At 37.0% G+C, this 22,518-nt stretch carries 24 protein-coding genes; 11 read left to right on the plus strand and 13 right to left on the minus strand.

Annotated features, from left to right (window positions below; all coding sequences use genetic code 11):
• Positions 1–76 precede the first annotated feature (76 nt).
• On the plus strand, positions 77–2,191 hold the full coding sequence (locus PHQ93_RS01475; RefSeq protein ID WP_299939939.1) for a GGDEF and EAL domain-containing protein: 2,115 nt from the start codon (positions 77–79) through the stop codon (positions 2,189–2,191).
• A 6-nt stretch (positions 2,192–2,197) separates the two neighbouring features.
• Here the strand turns inward: PHQ93_RS01475 and PHQ93_RS01480 are convergent, their stop codons facing one another.
• On the minus strand, positions 2,198–3,109 hold the full coding sequence (locus tag PHQ93_RS01480; RefSeq protein ID WP_299939942.1) for a methylenetetrahydrofolate reductase: 912 nt from the start codon (positions 3,107–3,109) through the stop codon (positions 2,198–2,200).
• Positions 3,110–3,163: 54 nt separating this feature from the next.
• On the opposite strand from PHQ93_RS01480, the gene serB reads away from it, so the two are divergent.
• A complete protein-coding gene (gene serB / locus PHQ93_RS01485) occupies positions 3,164–3,787 on the plus strand; it encodes a phosphoserine phosphatase SerB (RefSeq protein ID WP_299939944.1) in 624 nt (207 codons plus the stop codon).
• Positions 3,787–4,116, plus strand: coding sequence for a hypothetical protein (locus tag PHQ93_RS01490; RefSeq protein WP_299939947.1), 330 nt, complete (start codon positions 3,787–3,789; stop codon positions 4,114–4,116). The genes serB and PHQ93_RS01490 overlap by 1 nt, the downstream gene beginning before the upstream one ends.
• Positions 4,117–4,145: 29 nt before the next feature.
• On the opposite strand, the gene PHQ93_RS01495 is transcribed toward PHQ93_RS01490, so the two are convergent.
• From PHQ93_RS01495 to rpsF, 4 genes are all read right to left on the minus strand, one after another.
• Positions 4,146–5,399: a hypothetical protein gene (locus PHQ93_RS01495; protein ID WP_299939949.1), complete on the minus strand. Its 1,254-nt coding sequence runs from the start codon at positions 5,397–5,399 to the stop codon at positions 4,146–4,148.
• A 107-nt stretch (positions 5,400–5,506) separates the two neighbouring features.
• On the minus strand, positions 5,507–5,770 hold the full coding sequence (gene rpsR, locus PHQ93_RS01500; protein WP_299915740.1) for a 30S ribosomal protein S18: 264 nt from the start codon (positions 5,768–5,770) through the stop codon (positions 5,507–5,509).
• A 27-nt stretch (positions 5,771–5,797) separates the two neighbouring features.
• The gene (locus tag PHQ93_RS01505) at positions 5,798–6,319 is read right to left on the minus strand and encodes a single-stranded DNA-binding protein (RefSeq protein WP_299939952.1); all 522 of its coding nucleotides are present in this window, start codon (positions 6,317–6,319) and stop codon (positions 5,798–5,800) included.
• 44 nt (positions 6,320–6,363) lie between these two features.
• On the minus strand, positions 6,364–6,774 hold the full coding sequence (gene rpsF, locus PHQ93_RS01510) for a 30S ribosomal protein S6 (RefSeq protein ID WP_299939954.1): 411 nt from the start codon (positions 6,772–6,774) through the stop codon (positions 6,364–6,366).
• A gap of 223 nt (positions 6,775–6,997) precedes the next feature.
• Here rpsF and PHQ93_RS01515 point away from each other — a divergent pair, with 223 nt between their 5' ends.
• Entirely contained in the window at positions 6,998–8,101 is a 1,104-nt protein-coding gene (locus PHQ93_RS01515; RefSeq protein ID WP_299939957.1) for a divergent polysaccharide deacetylase family protein, read from the plus strand.
• A 1-nt stretch (position 8,102) separates the two neighbouring features.
• Positions 8,103–8,879 carry a DNA-processing protein DprA gene (locus PHQ93_RS01520; RefSeq protein ID WP_299939959.1) on the plus strand — a complete coding sequence of 259 codons (777 nt, stop codon included), beginning with the start codon at positions 8,103–8,105 and terminating at the stop codon, positions 8,877–8,879.
• A gap of 4 nt (positions 8,880–8,883) precedes the next feature.
• On the opposite strand, the gene queA is transcribed toward PHQ93_RS01520, so the two are convergent.
• Genes queA through PHQ93_RS01550 form a run of 6 tightly spaced genes read right to left on the minus strand, consistent with a single transcriptional unit; the run spans position 8,884 to position 13,755 of the window.
• The gene (gene queA / locus PHQ93_RS01525) at positions 8,884–9,924 is read right to left on the minus strand and encodes a tRNA preQ1(34) S-adenosylmethionine ribosyltransferase-isomerase QueA (RefSeq protein WP_299939962.1); all 1,041 of its coding nucleotides are present in this window, start codon (positions 9,922–9,924) and stop codon (positions 8,884–8,886) included.
• 1 nt (position 9,925) lies between these two features.
• On the minus strand, positions 9,926–10,726 hold the full coding sequence (tatC, locus tag PHQ93_RS01530) for a twin-arginine translocase subunit TatC (RefSeq protein ID WP_299939965.1): 801 nt from the start codon (positions 10,724–10,726) through the stop codon (positions 9,926–9,928).
• Complete coding sequence (tatB, locus tag PHQ93_RS01535; protein WP_299939967.1) at positions 10,719–11,138, minus strand: Sec-independent protein translocase protein TatB; 420 nt, start codon at positions 11,136–11,138, stop codon at positions 10,719–10,721. Before tatB ends, tatC begins: the two co-directional genes overlap by 8 nt.
• A 55-nt stretch (positions 11,139–11,193) precedes the next feature.
• Positions 11,194–12,246 (minus strand): radical SAM family heme chaperone HemW, encoded by a 1,053-nt coding sequence (gene hemW, locus PHQ93_RS01540; RefSeq protein ID WP_299939969.1) that lies wholly within the window; start codon positions 12,244–12,246, stop codon positions 11,194–11,196.
• A 3-nt stretch (positions 12,247–12,249) separates the two neighbouring features.
• Positions 12,250–13,362 (minus strand): methyl-accepting chemotaxis protein, encoded by a 1,113-nt coding sequence (locus PHQ93_RS01545; RefSeq protein ID WP_299939971.1) that lies wholly within the window; start codon positions 13,360–13,362, stop codon positions 12,250–12,252.
• A 9-nt stretch (positions 13,363–13,371) separates the two neighbouring features.
• Entirely contained in the window at positions 13,372–13,755 is a 384-nt protein-coding gene (locus PHQ93_RS01550; RefSeq protein WP_299939974.1) for a PAS domain-containing protein, read from the minus strand.
• A 116-nt stretch (positions 13,756–13,871) separates the two neighbouring features.
• Between PHQ93_RS01550 and PHQ93_RS01555 the strand changes: the two genes are divergently transcribed.
• The 6 genes from PHQ93_RS01555 to PHQ93_RS01580 are packed head-to-tail and all read left to right on the plus strand — an operon-like array spanning position 13,872 to position 19,189.
• Positions 13,872–14,342, plus strand: coding sequence for an RNA pyrophosphohydrolase (locus PHQ93_RS01555; RefSeq protein WP_299939976.1), 471 nt, complete (start codon positions 13,872–13,874; stop codon positions 14,340–14,342).
• On the plus strand, positions 14,343–15,554 hold the full coding sequence (locus PHQ93_RS01560; protein WP_299939979.1) for an aspartate kinase: 1,212 nt from the start codon (positions 14,343–14,345) through the stop codon (positions 15,552–15,554). It abuts the gene before it with no gap.
• 4 nt (positions 15,555–15,558) lie between these two features.
• Positions 15,559–16,107, plus strand: a complete 549-nt coding sequence (locus PHQ93_RS01565) for a HobA family DNA replication regulator (protein WP_299939981.1) — start codon at positions 15,559–15,561, stop codon at positions 16,105–16,107.
• Entirely contained in the window at positions 16,094–16,717 is a 624-nt protein-coding gene (locus PHQ93_RS01570; protein WP_299939984.1) for a DNA polymerase III subunit delta', read from the plus strand. The genes PHQ93_RS01565 and PHQ93_RS01570 overlap by 14 nt, the downstream gene beginning before the upstream one ends.
• Positions 16,707–17,849 carry a dihydropteroate synthase gene (gene folP, locus PHQ93_RS01575; RefSeq protein ID WP_299939986.1) on the plus strand — a complete coding sequence of 381 codons (1,143 nt, stop codon included), beginning with the start codon at positions 16,707–16,709 and terminating at the stop codon, positions 17,847–17,849. Before PHQ93_RS01570 ends, folP begins: the two co-directional genes overlap by 11 nt.
• Positions 17,850–17,860: 11 nt before the next feature.
• A complete protein-coding gene (locus tag PHQ93_RS01580; protein WP_299939988.1) occupies positions 17,861–19,189 on the plus strand; it encodes a diguanylate cyclase in 1,329 nt (442 codons plus the stop codon).
• Here the strand turns inward: PHQ93_RS01580 and PHQ93_RS01585 are convergent.
• A complete protein-coding gene (locus PHQ93_RS01585) occupies positions 19,186–21,294 on the minus strand; it encodes a diguanylate cyclase (protein WP_299939990.1) in 2,109 nt (702 codons plus the stop codon). The two genes, PHQ93_RS01580 and PHQ93_RS01585, sit on opposite strands and share 4 nt — an antisense overlap.
• Positions 21,291–22,508 (minus strand): transporter substrate-binding protein, encoded by a 1,218-nt coding sequence (locus tag PHQ93_RS01590; protein ID WP_299939991.1) that lies wholly within the window; start codon positions 22,506–22,508, stop codon positions 21,291–21,293. The genes PHQ93_RS01585 and PHQ93_RS01590 overlap by 4 nt, the downstream gene beginning before the upstream one ends.
• Positions 22,509–22,518 lie beyond the last annotated feature (10 nt).

Raw genomic sequence — 22,518 nt, forward strand, 5'->3', positions numbered from 1 at the left:
TATATCAAAATAAACCATACTGTTACATCTATGTGATAAAATACAATACTTTTGAAATAACTATAGGAAAGTAAGTATGCAATCATCGTTTAATGACAAGGCAGCTGATTTATCAGAGCAAGAACTTTACTGTAAAAGACTTTACTCAGGTCTTATGCAGGCACAAGCTTTGGCAAATATCGGTCACTGGGAGCTTAATCTGTTAAATAACACTCTTTACTGGTCGGACGAGGTGTATCGTATTTTTGGGTTAGAACCTCAAGAGTTTGATGCAACTTACGAAGCATTTTTAAGATATGTTTATCCTGAAGATATAGCTATGGTAAATGATACATACACTACATCGCTAAAAGAGAAGCACGGTTATTTTGTCGAGCATCGCATAGTTCGTAAAAACGGTGAAATCGGATTTGTTGAAGAGAGATGCGAGCATGAATTTGATGCTAGTGGAAAGCCGATAAGATCTATCGGCACGGTTCATGATATAACAAGACGAAAAAATGCAGAGAACGAGCTTATTTTGGCATCTGCCGTCTTTGAAAAAATGAGTGACGGTGTTCTTATCACAGACTCCAATCAAAAAATAATCACGGTAAATAGCGCATTTAGTAAAATATCGGGATATGCGTTTGAAGAGGTTAAAGGAAAAACACCAAATACATTTAGTTCAGGTTGGCACGATAACGCTTTTTATCAAAAACTATGGAGTGATATAAATAAAAAAGGTCAATGGAACGGAGAGGTAATTGATCGCAGAAAAAATGGAGAGCTATATACGGCAGAGCTAAATATTATCGCGCTGCATAATAAAAACGGCATATTGACAAACTACATATCCATAGTAAACGATATAAGCGAAAAGAAACAAAAAGAGAGTCTGATTCACAATCTCGCCTATTTTGATTCGCTTACAAATCTTCCCAACAGGGTACTGTTTCAAGAGCGTGTCGTTAGCAAAATACCTGCGCTAAAACGGGACTCTAAAAAAATGGCCCTGCTTTTTATCGATATGGATAATTTTAAAAATATAAATGATACATTCGGGCATTTAACTGGTGATAAATTTTTAATCGAAGTAGCAAAATCAATAAAATCTCTTCTCCGCGAACAAGATACTTTTGCACGGCTTGGCGGTGATGAGTTTACCGTAATATTGGATGATGTAAAATCGATTGTAGATATCGCTTCGGTTGCCGATAAGATAACGGGTATATTTAAAAATCCGGTTATGATAGAGGATAGAGAATTTTTTACGGGTGCTAGTGTGGGCATTAGTATCTATCCTGATGACGCACAAAGCTACGAAGAACTTATGAGAGCGGCAGATACGGCAATGTATCATGTAAAAGAGAGCGGAAAAAACGGTTATCAGTTTTATACGCAATCAATGAATGATAAGATAACCGAGCGGATGCTTATAGAAAATGATTTGCGTAACGCTATAAATAAAAACGAACTATTTTTAGAGTATCAGCCAAAGGTAAATTTAGAGACGAAAAGCGTCTACGGGATGGAAGCGTTGATCCGTTGGAATCATTCGGAAATAGGACTTATTCGACCTGACAGATTTATCGGAATATCCGAAGAGACGGGTCAAATTTTAGAAATCGGTTTGTGGGTTGCAAAACAGGCAATTAACGATACGAAGATATTTCATAATGAGGGTAACAAACTTACCGTCTCTATAAATGTTTCAAGCAAACAGTTAAATGATCTCTCTTTTGTAGATGATATTTGCAGTATCGTAGATGATATAGGGCTTGACAAGAGTTACATTGAATTAGAGATTACTGAGAGTCATATTATGAAAAATGTCGACAAAGCGCTAATTATTTTAAATTTGCTGCATGCAAAAGGCTTTAAACTCTCCATTGATGATTTTGGAACAGGTTACTCATCGCTAAGTTATCTTAAAAAATTGCCTGCTAAAACTATAAAAATAGACCGTAGTTTTGTACTTGAGATTGATAAAAACGAGGATGACCGCTCAATTGTTTCGGCGATTATCGCAATGACTAGATCTTTAGGAAAAGATGTTATTGCCGAGGGTTCCGAAACTAAAGAGCATGTCGATACTTTGAAATTTTTAAGCTGTAACCAAATACAGGGGTACTATTTTAGCAAACCTCTAAAAATAGATAAATTTAGAGAGTTTATCTATAATTTTAAAGGCGAGGGTAAATCAGTCTAGTGAAATTTAAGAGAGTATATCTTTAGCCAGCTGGAACTGGTTTGCCGTCATAAGGTGAATTTTGGGGTGAAGCTTTTTTAAGTCTAAAAAGAGATTTCTGCTAAGCTCAAATCCGACTCTATACTCCTCTTGGCTCCCTTTTTCGTTTGCCTCTCTTAGTGCTTCTATCCAATCATTTGGCACATTTATACCCGGAACATGGGCAGATAAAAACTGCGCAGTTCTAAGCTTCGTGATAGGAAAAATTCCTAAAATAAGCTCACCCTTCTTGTTCTCGTTATCGCACTCCGCATTTGCGGCATCTTTTAGCTCAAGAAGAAGTTTTGCGTTCTCTATGTCATAGACCGGTTGCGTTATAATCCCCAGTGCTCCATGCTTTATCTTCTTTTGCATCTTTTTTTGAAGAGTTTTCGGATTTTTAGCATAAGAGTTTACGACCGCAAAAGGGTAAAGTTCTTTTGGCTTATGCGCCAAAGGTTTGCCTGCATAATTAATTCCGCTGTTAAAACAAGAGATAATGTCTAACAAAAGGGAACTGTCTGATTCAAAAACTCCCTTTGTGTGCGGCTGATCCGATATTGTTGCAGGATCTCCCGTAAGTGCCAAAATAGCTCTTATATCTGCCTCATTTGCTCCAAGAAGATCTGATTGAAGTGCAATCTTGTTTCTATCACGCATACTCATAGTTGCAATAACCGGCTTGTTAAATCTATCCTGCAACATCTTCGCGGCAAATAGTGAGTTGTACTTTAACTTTGCAAGCGGATTGTCGGTTGTCGTAAAGCCGTCCACTAGCTTATCAAGCCCTAGCTCGGCTATCGTCTCAATTATAGGAGAAAAAATAGGAGAGTGACCGGGAGTAGTTTCAAGCGTTATGTATGTATCGTTTTTTAGTTTATTTATGAGTTCATCAAACAAAAAGCATCCTAAATGGGTATAATTGCGCAATTATAACAGATAGGGAAATAATATATGTTGAAATTGGCTGTTTTTGATTTCGATTCTACGCTTATGGACGGCGAGACGATAGATTTTTTTGCAGAAGAACTAGGGCTTGGCGAACAAGTAAGTAAAATAACCGAGGCTGCGATGAGCGGCGAACTTGATTTCTTTGAGTCGCTTCAGCAAAGAGTAGGGCTTTTAAAGGGCTTGGAGTATAGCGTAGTCGAGAAGATTAGCCACAATTTACCGTATATGAAAGGTGCGCGCGAAACAATCGCCGAGTTAAAGGGCAGGGGTATGAAAGTAGTCTGTTTTAGCGGCGGATTTAGAAGTGCAACGGGATATGCAAAAAACATCTTAGGATATGATGCGGATTTTTCAAATGTGCTGCATCATAAAAATCAGATACTTACGGGTCTTGTCGGCGGAGATATGATGTTTAACTACTCAAAAGGCGATATGCTGATTCGCTTACAGGGTTTATTAAAGGTTACGCCTGAGGAGACGCTAGTATGCGGAGACGGAGCAAATGATCTCTCTATGTTTGCCCATGCAGGAACGAGAGTCGCTTTTTGTGCAAGAGAAATTTTAAGAAAAGAGGCAAATATAGTGATTGAGACAAAAGATTTAACACAAATTTTGGAGAAAATATAATGCTAAAAAATAGTATTTGGAGACAGTATAACAGCGAGAATAGTTTTAGAGGGTTATTGGCTAAATTTTGTAGATTAAGCGAAGTTGATTTGATTGAAGATGATAAAGCTCTCTATAATGCACTTAAGACGAAATTGACAAAAAAAGAGTTAAAACTTTTTGCAATGGATAGTGCAAACGAGAGCGATGAAGCAATAAAATCTGAATTTTCATATAATGATGAAGAGTTAGAAAAAGCTAAATTTAAACTCTATAAAAAACTAAAACAGGATAAAGTAAGACTCAGTTTTAGAGCAGGTAGCGAAGATACACAAGGGTATGAGGATTGATTAAAACCTCTGATTAAATCAAAAGAGAGTCATTTTGATTTTGTCGGCTTTGTCGGTATTTTAGCCATAGAGAGGTCTTTGTTGAGTTTTACTATCCACATATTCGTCTCTTGAGAATCTTTGTTTGTGTAAATCCCCGCAGCGGCGATCTGAGAGTTGTGAAGGATGCTAAGGGCATTAAAGGAGTCATGCTCATCTGAGCCGTAATGCTCCTGATTAAGCATAGAAAATTTATTATCAAGCAGCATCGCAAGTCCGTCCGTATTATGAGAGTCTCGGACATATCCTACTCCTACAATCTTGGTGTCGCTAAACTCTTTTATATCCTTTAAAACACTTGCGTATGTTGTCTGAATCATCTTATCTTGTAAAATATTTTTTTGCAAATCTATCTTAATAAGTCTTATCTGCTCTTTGTTTGTATCATCATTTTGAGAAAGCGAGATAACAAAATTGTTATCTCTTAGTTTAATTATTTTATGAGGAGTTAAATTTTTCTCATTTTTATACTCTTTTATCCAGATTTTATCGCCGTTTTGCGTAATCCTTAAAATGGTTATGCTTTTAGATTTTTTTTCACTTATTTGCCCAATCACCATAAAAGAGCCGTCATCCGCTTCAGCTGCATCTACTCCTATATCATCTTTTAGGGTTCCGTACTTTTTGCTCCATAAAATCTCTCCCTCTTTTGATAATCTGGTTAGATATATATCGCTTAGACCAAGCCCGCTCTCAAAAAGATTGTCGTTTGGAGATCTTGAAACTACGGATGAACCGATTGCTAAAACTCCGCCGTCTCGAAGCGGAATCATTTTGCTCATTTTATCTTGATTTGCGGTTCCGAATGTTTTATGAAATATCGTCTGGGCATTTGAATCCATTTTTAAGACTAAAAGCGAGCCATCAAGGGTGTGTCCACCTATGAAATAACCGTTTTGCGGAGTTTTTGCAATTGAGACCGCTTCATTAAAATATGGTAGATTTGTTGATTTTCTAAGTGTTATATCCGCCTCATTGTTTACTTTTACTAAATGTGTCTGTGAGCCGTTGCTGTTATTTGAAAGAGATGCCAGATAATCAAAGGCATTTGTATAAGTCGTATCTGCTTTTGCTTGATTGTTTTTATATTTTTTAATAAAACCTACGGCACTTATATCTCGGTCATAATCTTCAGTTATATCAACTAAAGCATTGCTAAAGGGCTCGTTTATTACAATCGAGAAGTCATCACTTTTTGCATAGAGAAAAGATGTCAGTAAAATAAGGGTTAGAATATAGTGCATAGTGCTACTTTTTTACTTTGTATGTAGCAAAAAATATTCCTAAATTAAAAAGTGTTTTGTTTGAGAATTTTATGGGAGTGGATTTGGTGCAAAAGCACCAAAAAAACCTATTTTAGGTTCTCAAATGGTGCAGTTACAACTGTTTTTCTAGTTACAGTGTATGGAACTAATGCTGCTGCACGAGCTCTTTTGATAACTGTTGATATCATATCTTGGTGACGTTTACAGTTGCCTGTTAAACGACGAGGCATAATTTTATATCTTTCTGAAAGAGAGAAACGAAGTGCTCCTACATCTTTATAGTCCATAAAATCAACTTTTGCTTCACAATACTTACAAAATCTTTTTTTGTATTTTCTTCTTTCTGCCATGTTATTTCCTTTTGTTATCTATGTTTTCTAAAATGGAATTTCATCTTCATCAATATCTATTTCCGGAATAGAGTTGCTACTCGGCATTTGTCTGCTTTGTGAGTAAGCTTGCTGAGTACTCGGCTGTTGATAGCTTTGCGGCTGTTGTTGGTAATTAGGCTGTTGATAACCTTGCTGCTGATTCTGAGCCTGTTGAGGCTTGTAATCGTTAGCATTTTGGTTATCGCCTTTACTATCTAACATTTGCATAGTTTCAACAACAACAGAGTGCTTCGAGCGTTTCTGTCCGTTTTGATCTACCCATTGATCAAAGTTAAGTCTACCTTCTACAAGGATTTTACTCCCTTTTCTAAGGTATTGGTTGGCAATCTCTGCACTTCTGGCAAAGAATGTAATATCTATGAAACAAACTTCCTCTTTTTTTTCACCGTTTACGGTAAACTTGCGGCTTGTAGCAAGACCTGTGCTTGCTATGCCCATGCCGCCTTGAGAGTATCTAAGTTCAATATCTCTAGTTAAGTTTCCAACCAAAATAACTTTGTTATACATGAATCTTCCTTATTTGTTTAGGCGTTAGCCAATTACTCTGCTGTTTATTCAGCCTCTTCTTCAAGTGCTGCAGGTATTACAACTTCTTCTACCTTAGCTTCGCCTGCCGGTTGTGTAGCTTTCTTTTGAGCTTTTTGCACTAACTGATTCCAAGCCGTTACTTCACGATTTGTATCATATTTGATAGTAACAAAACGAAGAAGATTCTCGTTGATACGGAAGCGTCTTTCAATTTCACTAATTGCCGATGGAGCAACTGAATAGTAGATAACATGGAAATAACCACGCTCATTTTTGTTAAGAGGATATGCTAATTTTCTCATACCCATAGTGTCTCTAGCAGCTATTTCGCCACCGTTAGAAGTAATAACTTCCTCAATAGCACTGATGTTAGCTTGAATTTCTTCAGCTGTTAATGTTGGTTTTACGATTACTAGGTTTTCGTAATTTCTCATAGAGTATAATCTCCCTTTGGTATTTCGCCTAAAAATAGGCTTTTGTTTCCCTTTCGGATGTATATATATCGAAAAAATTCGATACAAAGAGAAAGGAACGCGGGATTATACAAAAATTATACTTAAAAAAAACAATGTCCTTATATAAACTATTTTGGGTTTTTAGGATATAGTTTTACAAAAAAATTGTTTCTATAATAGAGATGTTTTACATGGAGATTTAATGCACAAAAGGAAAAAAAGTAGTTCCAAAAAGCAATCAAAAACTTTAGTTTATATAGCATGGATTTTAACTTTTATAGCGGTTGCATTAAGCTCGGTTGTTGCAGGATACTACTTTGGATATGACGATGCGAAAAAAGAAACAGTAAAAAAAGAACAGATAAAAGAAGAAAAAAGATCCTCCGTACTCAAAAAACTTGAAGATTCAGGTGCTAAAAAAGAGGATTTGGATGTAAACAACAGACTCAAAGAGGTATTAAAAAAAGAGAGTAAAACGATAGCGGAAGATAAAGAGGCAAAAGAAGAGAAAGAAGTTAAAGCCAAAGACGAGAACCAAACTAAAATAGAGAAAGAGAAGGCAAGGGAAAAAGAGGCGGTAAAAGAGTATGAAGATGCTTCGCATGAGGTTGAGGGCGCAGTGTTGCCGGCACCGCCAAAACGTGAAATCGTAAAAATTTCTACTAAAGCGAAGTTGGCGATTATCATAGATGATGTAAGCGTTAAGTCACATGTTAGCGCCGTAGAGAACCTTAAACTTCCTATAACAATGTCTTTTTTGCCGCCGAGTGAACTTAGACCGAACTCCCATGTTCTGGCATCAAAAGAGAAATTCTATATGGTTCACTTACCTATGGAAGCTAAAAATTTTAAAAGAGAGGAACCCTTTACCCTTAGGGTAGAGGATTCCCAAGAGAAGATATCACAAAGAATTATAGAGATAAAAAAACTTTTTCCAAGAGTTAAGTATATAAACAATCATGCAGGCAGTAAGTTTACATCAGACGAAGGGGCGGTAGGTAGATTGATTCATGTGCTGAATGAACAAAATATTAGTTTTATCGATAGCAGGACTATCGGCGAATCAAAGGTGCCCAGCGTAATGAAAAGTTATAAAAAACAGTATGTAGGCAGAGATGTTTTTTTAGATCATCAGATTGATAAAGATTATATAAAATCACAAATTAAAAAAGCAATCGAAGTAGCTAAGTTGCACGGAAGCGCAATCGCAATAGGGCATCCGCACGCAAATACGATTTTAGCAATTGATGAATCAAAACACCTCTTTAAAGATGTTGAGTTGGTTTTGGTAGATAAGCTTTATTAAAATGAATATAGTTAAAAATGAGATTCACGAACTGCTCTCTATGAAAAGCTATCCTTCACAGCTTTTTTATGACGGAAATCTTGAACTCTTAAAAAGAACAAAAATCTCGATTGTCGGAAGCAGAAAACCGACAAAATATTCACGGGAGATTATTCAAAAACTCTCATCCGCACTTTGTAAAAACGGAGTTTGTATCGTAAGCGGCGGTGCTATGGGCATAGATGCGGTAGCTCACGCGGGTGCCGGAAGCTCAAACACTATCGCTGTTTTACCGTGCGGGATAGATCTGCGTTATCCGGCAGTAAATAAGAGTTTGTTAAACGATATACAAAAAAACGGGCTTTTGCTTAGTCAGTTTGAACTCGGATTTTGTGCGACTCCTTGGAGTTTTGTGGTGAGAAACGAGCTTGTCGTTGCACTCGGAGATGTCTTAGTAGTCGGTGAGGCAGAGATAGACAGCGGAACTATGAGAAGTGTAGAGTTTGCATTAAAAATGAAAAAAGAGATTTTCGTACTTCCGCAGCGTTTTGGTGAGAGCAGCGGTACGAACCTGCTTGTTAAAGAGCAGAGAGCAAAAGTGATTTATGATATAGACGAGTTTGTTGCAAGATTTTCTACATCTAAAAATCAGCAACTGCCAAAGAGGGATGATTTTATAGAGTTTTGCACGGCAAATCCCACTTATGATGAGGCTTTGGCTAAGTATCCGCAAAGAGTTTTTGAAGCTGAGCTTAGCGGTGAAATAGAGATACTCGGCGGTAAAATTTTTGTGTTGTAGCAATCTATAATATTAACATAGCATCACCGTAAGAGTAAAATCTGTATCTTTCTTTTATGGCTATGTCGTAGAGTTCCATAGCTTTTTCTAAGCCGACAAAAGAGGCGACAAGCATAAGCAGTGTTGATTTTGGCAGGTGAAAATTTGTAAGCAGATGGTTTACTCTTAGCGGTCTGTTGTTTGGGTGTAAAAATAGATTTGCTTCACCCCTTTGCAACTCTTTGTTTCTTGCATAAAACTCTACCGTTCTTGTAGAAGTTGTTCCTACGCTTAAAATAGGTATCTCGGAATCAAGAAGTTTTTTGGCTTCATCGGAAATATCATAATACTCGGAGTGCATCGGATGTTCTGTTATCGTATCGCACTCTACGGGCTTGAATGTTCCGCTTCCTACATGCAGTGTTATAAAAGCGTGAGGAAATTTTGAACAGACTCTCTCGTGCTGCTCTTTTGTAAAATGAAGCGATGCCGTAGGAGCCGCAACGGCACCTTCTTCTTTGGCAAATACGCTTTGGTACTCATTTTCATCTTCTTTATTGTCTTCTCTTTGGATATACGGAGGGAGGGGAACATGACCGATTTTATCTATAATAGGGAGCAGCTCTTCAAAGCGTAAAGCTTCTTTAGTAAAGTTTTCGTCTTGATAAAAATTTACAATTCTGCTTCCCTCTTCAAGCAACTCTTTTACATCCGCAATTAGATTTTCATTAAAAATGATTTTGGTGCCGACTTTTACTTTGCCCCTGATATATACACTTATGTCGTGTGCATTTAAGGCTCTGTTTATAAGAAGTTCGATTTTTCCGCCGCTTGGTTTTTCGCCGAAAAGCCTTGCTTTTATTACTTTTGTGTCATTGAATATAAGTGCGCAATTTTTCGGGATAAATTTTTCTAAATCCCAAAAATTAACATGTGAAATTTTGCCTGTTGTTCTGTCGTAAACTAAAAGTTTTGCACTGTCTCTGGGAGAGGCTGGGTAGGTCGCTATAAGTTCTTTTGGAAGGCAAAAATCATAGCTAGAAGTGAGTAGCTCTTTGCTACTCACTTTATCTCTCTAATTTTTTCATATCGGCATCAATCTCGTCTTCATCTTCTTTTTCCTCTTCAAGAGGAGGTGCAGGATTTACCGCTTTAACGATTAAAATAGAGATACCGTATAAAATGGTTAACGGGATTGCCATAAGAAGTTGAGTTAAAACATCCGGCGGAGTAAGAACGGCAGCAACTATAAAAATAAGTACTATCGCATATCTAAAAAACTCTATCATATGTCTGTCGTTTATCATGCCAAGAAGTGCTAAAGAGTATGCAAAAATAGGCAATTCAAAAGCAATTCCAAAACCAAACATAATTTTTGTAAAGAATCCTACATAATCTTCTATGTTTATAAGCGGAGTAAATTTAAAACTACCGAATTCTATAAGAAAATCAAAGCCTAACGGGGTAACTACATAATAAGAAAATAAAACTCCGACTATAAACATTGTCGTTCCGCCGAATATAAACGGAAGTACTAGTTTTTTTTCATTTGCATAGAGTGCCGGCGCCACAAATGCCCATATTTGAGCCAAAATTATAGGCAAAGAACCTAAAATTGCCGCAAAAAACGACACTTTAAGAGCAACAAAAAATGTTCCGCCGACTTGAGTCGTCGTAACCATACCGTCAGCTGCATGTATGGATGTTTTACCGACTTCGATAAGTGCATTATTCAGCGGCGCGACTATCCATTCTAAAATCTCTTCATGAAAAGAGAACATTACAAAAAACATTACAAATAGGGTGGCAATAGATATTGCCAATCTTTTTCTTAGCTCAATTAAATGCGGTCTTATCTCATCAAACATTTTTCTTATCTTCTTCTACTTTATTTGTCGCTTGTGCAGTATCGTTCTTTTTGAGTGTTACCTCTTGCGGCTGAGTCGGAGCAGCTTTTTTCTCCGGTTCTTTGAGGCCCTCACCCATATAAAAATCATCCTCAAGCGTTGTTAGCTTTGCCGCCATTGCTTTAATATCCGTAGAGCTTTTTACTTGATCTGAAACATCAAGAAGCTCTTTTTTGTATGCCAAAGCTTCATCTTTCATGCTTTTAACATTCAACTCTTCTTCAAAACTATCTTTTATAGAACTGATAGTATTTTTAGTGCTTTTAAAAAATTTAGCTAACTCTACCATTGCACCCGGTAGTTTATCCGGACCAAGAAATAAAATAGCAACAACAGCGATGACGAGTATCTCTCCAAAATCCATACCAAACATAAAAAAATCCTTAAATTATATAATAGGGCAAGATTCTATCTAAAGAATAATTAAATTAATATATAAAGAGTGCAATCTCATCTGATAAAAGGTAGTCGTTGTTGTAAAAAGTATCATTTTGTAATATAAGTTTTTTTTCATCAACCAAAAGATAGGCTTTTTTTAATTCATTTGAATTTAAAATAGTTTTAGATATTCCCACACATGAACGAAGACCTAAAAAAATACGCTCTGTTTTTTTATCTTCTAGGGTTAATGTTTCACTCCTTATATTTAGCGGATTTTTAATATACTCTTCAACGCTGGGAGTCGGATAGTATCTCTCTGGGCCCAGTTTGCCAACGGCTCCGCTTCCAAGCCCTATATAATCTTTGTACTCCCAATATCCAAGATTGTGAGTGCTTCTGTAAGAGCCGAAATTGCTAATTTCATACTGCTCAAATCCGGCATCGCCTATTTTTTTAAAGAGCCAAGATGTTAGTTTTAGTCTCTCTTTTGACATATGCGGTTTTGACTCAAAGGGCGTGCCCTCTTCAATGGTCAGGGCATAAGCGCTAAGATGATTTATGGGCAGAGAAAAAGCGGTGACAAGGTCGTTTTCTAAAAGCGCTTTTGTATCGCCCAGCGTTGCATAAATCAGGTCAAGCGAGATATTTTTAAATCCGACTTTTTCTGCATTTAAAATCGCCTCTTTTGCTTGAGTGGCGTTATGCGCGCGGTTTAGAAGCTTTAGTTTGTCTTTGTTAAAACTTTGCACTCCGAAACTTATACGATTAACTCCAAGTTCAAACATTCCTTCAAGCCACTCAAAAGTTGCGCTGTTTGGATTTGCTTCGCTTGTTATTTCTATATTATCGCCAAAATAGGGTTTTGACATCTCAAAGATTTTTTTATAAAGTTTCGGTGAAACGGTAGAGGGTGTTCCGCCGCCGATAAAGAGTGATTCTATCGCTTTTGGCGTGGCGCTAAATCTTTTTAGCTCAAACGCAAGCTGAGTACAAAGAGCCTCCATATAGTGCTCTTTGAGGTGAAACTTGTCTACATAAGAGTTAAAAGCGCAGTAAGAGCATTTTGAATCACAAAACGGGATGTGTATGTAGAGTAACATTTCCTATCTTGAAAGATTGCTAAGCGTGTTGATAATCTCATCCATTTTATCGCTGATGAGTCCGACTTCATTTGAGATATCGTTAACTTCATCGGCATTTCTGTTTAGCGCATCGGAACTCTCAGAGATAGATTGGATTAGAACATTTGTTGTCGCTGAAGTCTCGGCTAAACTTTTTTGAGTTCTCTCTGCAAGTTTTCGCACCTCGTCGGCAACAACGGCAAATCCTCTTCCGTGTTCACCTGCACGAGCCGCTTCAATAGCCGCATTAAGCGCTAAAAGATTTGTCTGTTCGGCTATATCGCCGATGGTAGCTAAAATGCTTTTTGTCTCATTCGCATTTGCTACTAGAGTTTGAAGGTTATCAACCATGTCATTCTCTTTTTGAGCAACATTGTGGATTCTCTCTACTGTCTCGTTAATCATCTCTTTTAGGTCTCTAATCGTGCTGTTGGTAATTTTTGAGATGGTTTGGTTTAGCATATTTGAAGATTCGACTATGGTCTCTTGACTCTCTTTGTTTTTTTGTTCCATATCCTGAAGTGCTTGACCGAGATTGTTTATGTTTGTGAGCAGTTCAGCCATTTTTGCTTCGACATCGATTGTGCTTCTTGTCGAAAACTCTCCGTTTGAAAACTTCTTAAGTGTAGAGATGGCATTATCGATATTTTTTTCAGAATGGTTCAGCATATTGTTTAGGCTGTTTTTAAGTACATGTACATAAGGAGTTTTAGAGTCGGATGAAATTCTGCTTGAGTAGTCCCCTCTTGAAACTTTATCAGCCAAAAGAACCATCTCGCCTGCAACTTTCGTATCTTCAAGTACTGAATTTTGGTAACTGTTTACAATCTTGTTGAAGTTTACCTCCGCTTCATCTTGAGTGTTGTTGTTAAGCTCGATTCTGTTTCTGTTAAACTCCATCATGTCGATTAACTCGACTCTTTTTGAGTTTATATAGGCGTTACCCGGACTCTTTATCAATCCGAGCGCGATTGTAATCATAAAAGTTACTACTGCAAGAACTGCGTGAATGATGGTAGACTCTACCAAAAAGAGTGATGCCAAAAGTATTAAAAAAGCTATAGATATGATTATATTTTTTTGTGTAGCGTTCATCTGAATTTCCTATCTTAATGTTTTATATAGCTCTAGGGCTTGTTGAATCTCTTGCTCGGATGGTTTTCTTCGGCATGAAAGATAAGTTTTCTCTTTTCTTGTTTCATCATATAGCGGATAAACGGTTGCATAAACCCAGTAAAACCCGCCCTCTTTGGTTCTGTTTTTTACATAACCGTTCCAGACTTTATCGCTCTTTATTGTCTCCCATAGACTTTTGAATGCAGCTTTTGGCATATCGGGATGGCGAACGATATTGTGAGGTTTTCCGACTAGCTCCTCAAGCGTATAACCTGCAACATTACAAAAGTCATCGTTGGCAAATAGTATTATGCCTTTTGAGTCGGTTTGTGATACTAAAAAATCGTTCTTTTTTAAAACATACTCTTTCATTCAAATAGCCTCTCTCTTTTTATCTAAAAGTTTACAATAATAAAATGAAAAATAGTTGATTTTAAATGCTAATTTTGTATAATTCCAAATTCAAAACTTAATATCGAAGTGAAGCTATGAGCAAAAAAGATTTATATCGCCCTAATGTTGCTATGATAATAGTATCAGACAGCTATCCGCATAAAAAAGAGATTTTTTTAGCTCAAAGAAATGATTTGCTTGATGTATGGCAGTTTCCTCAAGGCGGGATTGATGAGGGAGAAGAGATTATAGAAGCTCTTTTTCGTGAACTTCAAGAGGAGATAGGCACTGACAGAGTTGAGGTGATTGCTGAGTTTCCTGAGTGGATTTCATACGACTTTCCTCCAAGAATAGCACAAAGCATGAAGCCTTTTATAGGGCAGACACAGAGATATTTTTTGGTTAAATTGCAAGAGGATGCAACGATAAATATCAATACGGAGCATCCGGAGTTTCGTGATTATAAATTTGTAACTGCCGATGAGGCTTTAAATCTTAGTGCCAGTTTTAAAAAAAATGTTTATGAGAGTGTGATAAATTATTTCAAAGAAGAGGGATTGTTATAAATGTTGATAGTTCAAAAATTTGGCGGAACGAGTGTAGGCGATTTAAATCGCATTCAAAATGTTGCCAATCGCGTAAGTAAAACAAAAAAAGCCGGACATGATGTCGTTGTAGTCGTTTCGGCTATGAGCGGAGAGACAAATAAGCTTATAGATTATGCCGAACATTTTTCTAAAAATGCTTCTCGCGCGGACATGGATATGCTTCTTAGTTCAGGAGAGCGCGTAACTGCATCGCTTCTCTCAATAGCTCTAAACGAGATGGGACTTCCCGCAGTTGCAATGAGCGGGCGAAAAGCCGGAATAGTAACGGATACCCATCATACAAAAGCGCGCATCCAAAATATAGATCCGACTGCTATGCATGAAGCTCTCAAAGAGGGTAAAATCATAGTAGTTGCCGGTTTTCAAGGTGTAAACGAGAGCGGTGACGTAACGACTCTTGGACGCGGCGGAAGCGACTTAAGCGCCGTTGCTATTGCAGGAGCGGTTAAAGCGGATTTGTGCGAGATATACACCGATGTCAGCGGAATATTTACGACTGATCCGAGAATTGAGCCAAAGGCTAAAAAGTTAGAGAAAATCTCATACGACGAGATGTTGGAATTGGCGTCTTTGGGTGCGAAAGTGCTTCAAAACCGTTCAGTTGAACTGGCAAAAAAATTAAATGTAAATCTAGTAACAAGAACAAGCTTTTCAGATGAAGAGGGAACTTTAATAACTAAGGAAGAAAATATTATGGAAAAACCGTTAGTAAGCGGAATAGCGTTAGACAAAAATCAAGCTCGCGTGTCGTTAATAGGCGTAAAAGATAGACCGGGAATCGCATCTGATATCTTTACTAAACTTGCAAAAAATAATGTAAACATTGATATGATTATCCAAAATGTCGGACATGACGGCAAAGCGAATATTGATTTTACGGTTCCGGTGGGCGACTTAAACGACGCAAAAGCGGTAATGGATACATTTGTAAAAGAGTCTGAAGTAGATGAAGTGACTTATGATGAAAATATCTGTAAAGTCTCTATTGTCGGTGTAGGTATGAAATCTCATACGGGCGTTGCCGCAAAGGCATTCTCTACAATGGCGGCTGAAAATATCAATATCAATATGATTTCAACTTCAGAGATAAAAATCTCTATGGTTATTGCTGAGAAGTATGCAGAGCTTGCGGTTAGAGCTCTTCATAGTGCTTACGAATTAGATAAGTAACTTTATGTCGGATTTTGCTCAATGGAGCCTAGACGCTATCAGAGAAGAGGGCGGTTGTTTTAGTTGGTTGGAAGAGCAGCGGTTTGACTGGACGACTACGACTTCACAGGCACTGGAGCAGATTCTTAGCGGTAAGACGGTCATTCTCATTACTGATGAGAAGAGAAAATGGCTTGAGACTTATATCCTTGATTTTTTAAACAGCGCTCAACTTGAGCGTCCGCTTCTTCCGATACTTAGCATAGATAGTATATACAAGCACTACAACAGCATAAGCGGCGGCGAGATGATTGATATGGTTGAAGATATGATATCTTTAGCTCATAAAGATGATTACTTCTTTTGGTATATCGGCAGGGGCGATGACAAAAGAGCCGATATCGCAAAAAGAAAAGATACAAGCTATTTTTGGATTTTTGATGAAGACTACCTCAATGCTTTTACCCTAAAATCTTACGATAAACTGCTCGATATAAAATTACTACAACTTTACCGACTTTTTAATGCATCTCTTAATGCTGCGATGTTTGGAGAAGTTGATGTCAACTCATAACTCTAAAAAAGGGTATATTTTAATCTCCACTAACATCCAAGCGGAGTTTGAGAGGCTAAGAGAAGAGTTAAAACCAAATAGAGTTGTCGGTTTTATAGAAGATGAGTTTAAAATAGAGCATGCAAAAGCAGTCCTTGCAGAGTCATACATCAGCGAATCGCAAACGAAATATATCGTTTTGGGTGCTAATAATTTTAACAGCGTTTCGCAAAATTCGCTTCTAAAACTACTGGAAGAGCCGCCTAGAAACATAGAGTACATTATCATATCCTCCACAAAATCAAACCTGCTTCCTACCGTACGCTCAAGAATGCCGATTTTAAAAGGCGAAACAGAGCATACGGCACAAGAGATCAATATTAATCTATCTAAGATAGACTATGCAGAAGTTTTTGAGTTTTTAAAAGCAAACGAGAGAGTTAAAAAAAGCGAAGCGAAGGGTCTTGTCGAAGCGCTTTTTAACAGAGCCGTTAAAGAGAGGGTTACACTTAGTGTTTCACAACTTCAAAATTTTGACAGAGCGTATAGACTCTTGGAGTTAAACTCAAGACCGCAGAGTGTTTTGGCTATGCTTCTTATGAGTTTTGCGGGAGAAAAAAATGCAAATTGAACTTTTATCAAATAGTATTGATATAAAAAAATATCTAAAAGAGCTCGGCGTAGAGAGCGGCGGAGTAGGTATCATGTCGGCAAAAGCGGCACATCACACTCTCTATATCAGAGATTTGCATGTAGGCGGAGCCAATATCTTAAAGCAGGATGCCCTAAGCGTGGGTGCCGATTTGGCGGTGCCTCGCGGAACGGTCGTGGCAAAAACTCCGCATGTGGATTGCATACTCATCGCAACTTCAAAACAGTTAGAGCTTCTTAGTAAAAAAGAGCTGCTTCAACCCTTTGGACTAAAAGAGGCGGCAAAAAAATTTCAAGAGATTTTAAAAATCAAAAAACCAAAAGATGTAGAAGTCATGGGCGTTATAAACGCGAATGACGACAGTTTTTTTAGCGAGTCGAGATTTAAAGAGGGCAGTGCGATAGAAGCCATAGAGCGTATGATAGCAGATGGCGCCCATATCATAGATATCGGCGGAGTTTCATCTGCTCCTAACTCTGCACGGGTAGATAAATATGAAGAGTTAAGAAGAGTAAAGCCGATTCTTGACGCAATACAAGGCGAAAAACTCTTTAATAAAGTAAAATTCAGCATTGATAGTTATGAGCCTGATGTTATCTCTTATGCGCTTGATAGCGGATTTAAGATAGTAAACGACATAACGGGTTTGGCGGATAAAGAGGTTTGCAGGCTTTGTGCAAGTTATGATGCGACTGCAGTGATTATGCATATGCAAAAAAAACCGCAAACTATGCAAGAAAATCCGGAGTATGAAAATATATTAAGCGATATCTACTCATTTTTTGGGCAGAGAATCAAAGAGGCCAAAGCGATGGGTGTTAAAGATATTGTCCTAGATGTCGGAATAGGGTTTGGTAAAACGCTAGAACATAATTTGATGCTTATAAAACATCATGAACACTTTTTGACACTCGGCAAATCTCTGCTCATCGGTGCTTCAAGAAAGTCGATGATAGATAAAATCTCGCCCTCTCTGCCAAAAGAGAGGCTTGCAGGGACTATTGCTCTGCATCTTGAAGCTGTGAGAAACGGAGCTTCTATCATCCGTGTGCATGATGTAAGAGAACATATTCAAGCGTTAAAAATTCAACAAGCATTAAATGCCATTTAGAGGTTAAAGTTATGAAATTCCCGACAATCGGCAGTATAGCAACAACTTCAGTTGTTTCAATAGATATAAACAAGACGATTTCAGATGCTATAAAAATGATGTTTGAGAGCGTGCATAGAAATATAATAGTAATAGATGAAAATGTTTTTCGTATTTTAACGGTAAACGACATTTTAAATATTAAAATTCAAAATATAGATTTGAATGATTCGCTTAAGAGCTTAAAACTTAATAGCGTTTCCGTAGCACATAAAGATAAAAATATTTTAGAGATAGTTGATTATCTAAATTGCGAAATAGAGTATATATGTGTAATTGATGGAGACGGTTCGCTTCACGGGCTTGTTTCGCATACGGATGTTACAAGCAGTATAGACCCTGAGACACTGATGGATAATTTTTGTCTGCAGGACTTTTTAAAGCTTAGCAGAAGAGCCAAGTGGATAAATAAAGGTATGAAGACGCTTGATTTGCTTGAAGAGATGATAAAAAACCGTTACGAGAGCGTAATGATTGTAGAAAACTTCAAGCCTATAGGAATCTTTACTACAAAGGATGTTGTAAAAATCATCAAACATAACGAAGATTTAGAGCTGCCTGTAAGTAACTATATGTCATCTCCAGTTGAGACGATAAGTAAAAACAGTTCTATAAAAGAGGCTTTGGCATTTTTGAAAGAGAAGCATTATAAAAGAGTAGTAGTTGTTGACGATAACGGAGATATGTCTGGGATAATTACGCAAAAAGAGCTTATTTCCCTCTCATACTCAAGATGGGCAATGCTTATGAAAGAGCATCATGATGAGCTTTGTCAAATCAATGCTTCTCTTTTAAACAAGAGCAAAAAGTATGAAGCGATGGCTTCTATAGACCCTCTTACGAGTTTATATAACCGCAATAAATTTTTAGAACTATATCTCTCATCATACAAAACTATGGCAGAGAGAGATAACAGTATGTCATTAATCATAATAGACATAGACCATTTTAAAAAGATAAACGATGCTTACGGGCATAATGTCGGGGATGAGGTTCTTGTAAAAATCTCTCATGAGCTGCAAAAAACCCTAAGAAACATAGATATAGTATGCAGATGGGGAGGAGAGGAGTTTGTTATACTCCTTCCTGCGACAGATATGGATAATGCACTTTTATTAGCCGAAAAATTAAGAGCTCATATAGAAGAGTTAAATATAGATAAAGCAGGCAAAATTACTGCAAGCTTCGGAGTCACAAAAGTAGTAAAAGACGATGAGCTAAAGAGTGTCATCGAGAGAGCCGATAGAGCTCTCTATGAAGCAAAAGCTTCGGGTAGAAACTGTGTTAAGGCGATTTTTTAATCCTCTCTTATGCAGACTCTGTTTCTTCCGCTGTTTTTTGCCTCATAAAGAGCATCATCCGCTCTTTTTACTATTGTTTCAGATGTATCGTCATCAATAAAGCTGCTTACGCCGAAACTTGATGTTTTTCTCCCCACGGCTTCAAATCGGTACTGTTCTATTTTTGCTCTTAAAATTTCTGCATGTTCGGCAGCTGCTTTTATATCCGTTTGCGGAAGTATAATCATAAACTCTTCTCCGCCCCAACGACCTACAATGTCTGTTACCCTTGAGTTCTCTTTTAATATTTTTGCAACATCAATAAGTGTTTTATCGCCGATGTTGTGCCCGTAAGTGTCGTTTACGGATTTGAAATGATCTATATCCAACATAATGACGCTAAAGATTTGTCTGTATCTTGAGGCTCTCTCTATCTCGCTATCAAAAATAGACTTAAGTTTTAGCCTATTGTATAGTTGCGTTAATTGATCCGTCACTGAAAGCTCTTCTGTAATCTTTTGAGCGGTTATATCGTATCTTAAGGAGGTATAGCCGATTTTCTCCCCTGAGGCGTTATATATCGGAGAAATTGTTGCGTGTGTCCAATAAGACTTACCCTCTTTTGTAGTATTTCTTATCTCACCCCTCCAAGTTTCGTCTCTCCTTAAGGCTCCCCACATCTCTTTGTAGAGTTCGTTTGGTGTGTTAGGATGTCTCATTATATTGTGTTTTTTACCTATGAGTTCATCCTTCTCGTAGCCGGTAAAATTACAAAATGCACTACTGACTTCCGTAATAACTCCGTTTAAATCCGTTGAAGAGGAGATAATATATCTATCCACAATATCAAGATATCTTTTCATAGAAGCGTTTGTTTTGCTAAGCTCATTTTTTGCCTCTTCAAGCTCTCTTGTTCTCTCTCTTACTTTATCTTCAAGGCCGATAGCATGCTTTTTGATAATATTTTGCGAATTTTTAAGTTTTTTAGCCATTTTGTTGAAGTTGCGCGCCAATACTCCTATTTCGTTGTCCACATAAACATCTACTCTGTTTTTTTCTTGATTTTCCAAAGAGAACTCTTTTACTCTTTTTATAAGAGCATCTATCGGAAAAACTATATGTTTTGTCGCCATAATGATTGCAATAGCAATAAAAACCAAAACAATGAGGATAACTGCAATTGAGATTAATTCTTCTTTATGTATAGGTTTTAAAACTTCATCCAGATCTATTTTTACGATAACTCCCCAATTAAGCGCGGGAATATACCCCCACGCCGTGATAACTTCAACTCCTCTATAGTCAAGACCTTCACCGCTGCCGTATCCTCCTCTTGCAGCTTTTGCAGATGCCAACTCTTTGTTTTCGTTAAATTCAAATTCGTTTTCTACGGAGTTTTTTATATATTTTAAAGGCGTAGTTGATATTAATTTATTTTGAGAGTTTATGGTAGATGCAAAAAATTCACCGCTCTCACCTAAGCCTTTTTGATCATCAAATATTTTAGAGAGCCTGCCTTTTGCAAGTTGAATTGCAATAACACCGATAATTTTATCTTCATTATAGATCGGATGTGCAACAAAAGCCGCATGGGCTTCAGAAGGCAGATAATACTCAAAACTGCTTATCTTAGTGTTTAAAAACATTTTTGCATCTTTATATACGGAAGCCAAGTTTGTATCTTTATAGATACCTGTTATAAGATTTGTACCCAAATCTGACTCTTTTTTGAACGAGTAGATTATATTTCCGTCCATATCTATAAAAAAGATGTCATAAAATTTATCTTTATCTGTAAAGTTGTTTAGTATTTTGTTAAGTTTTTCGTCATCGCTAATTAGATGATTGTTTTGCTCAAAATTATCTTTATGTTTTAAAAAACCGTTAACCATACATGGAAAAGAGGCTATAAGCTTTGAACTTTTTTCGATATCTTCTATCTGATATTCTAATTTTGATATTTTTTCATTTAAGGTAAGCTCAAGACGCTCTTTTGCTTGGGATTTAAACTGATTTTTGTAAAAGAAATAGTTTATACTAAAGAGAGTAATAATTGGAATAACGGAAACTACGATAAACCAAAATAGAATTTCATCTCTTATATGCAAATTGAACCGTCTACTCATTTTGTATCACCTTTGCCTTCCCAAGAGTTACCAAAAGATTTATAAATCTCGTTTATACCGTTTTCCCAAAAATCAATCTCTTTAAACGGCGGATAGGGTTGAGGGTTTATTATATACTTAGATTGCCATACGATATCAAACTGATTTTGGTTATTTATTTTGCCTATAAATACTTTTCTGTGAACATGTTGGTTTATGGGGTCTACATAAAAGATGTTATCAGATATATTAACACTTGTTCTTTTTATATTTTTAAGTATCTCGGCGGAAGTTATTTCTTTTGATTTCAGTACCGCTTGTTTAAAAAGCTCTATGCCGAGATACATTGAAAACATAGCATCTGTTGTAAACTTATTTTGACCGTCGTTAATACCTTTAAAATAGCCCCATGTTGCATAGTGTCCAAGAGTTGCGCTGTTTTGCACATGTTTGGAAATCTCTAAAAGCGATGCTTCATCCACGCTTAGTGATATCACAGGAACTATATCTGATGTTATGTTAAACTCTTGAAGTTTTTTAAAAAATTCTATGTTTGAATCGCCGTTTAGGGTATTTATAATTGCATCGGGTTTTTTAGATTTTATATCTTCAAAGAGATCTTTAAAATCGCTTGAGCCTAATGTAAAATATTTCTCTCCCACTACATGTAAATCGGTTAGTTTTGACAACTCGTTTATGTAAAAATTTGTAGCTTTTGGGTAGATGTAGTCTGAACCGACAAGATAGATATTGTTGCCGAAATTTGATTTGATAAAGTCTATAGTCGGGTTGACCTGCTGATTTGCGCTAAGACCTAAATAGACTATGTTTGGCGAACTCTCAAACCCTTCATACTGAACGGGGTAAAATAGTATGCTGTTTGCTGATTCGACTATCTCTTTAACCTCTTTTCTTGAAGCGGAAGTCCAACATCCAAAGATAGCTACAACGCCTTTGTCGATAAGCTCTTTGGCACCTTTTTTAAACTCTTTTGAATCAGATTTTCCGTCAAACTCGATGATTTCTAGCTCTCTATTTAGCAGACCGCCGCTTCTGTTTATCTCTCTTGCGGCAGCTCTTAGTATATCTCCTAGAGGTTTTTCGTTTGTGCTCATGGTTCCGGTTGCCGAGTAAAGAAGACCTATTTTTATACTCTCTTTTTTTATTCCTACAAAGGCAACTAACAAAGCAGCTATAAAAGTCGCAATGCTAAAGATAGCGATAAAAGTTCTCATAGCTTCTCCC

The sequence above is a fragment of the Sulfurimonas sp. genome, assembly GCF_028714975.1.
Classification (GTDB): domain Bacteria; phylum Campylobacterota; class Campylobacteria; order Campylobacterales; family Sulfurimonadaceae; genus Sulfurimonas.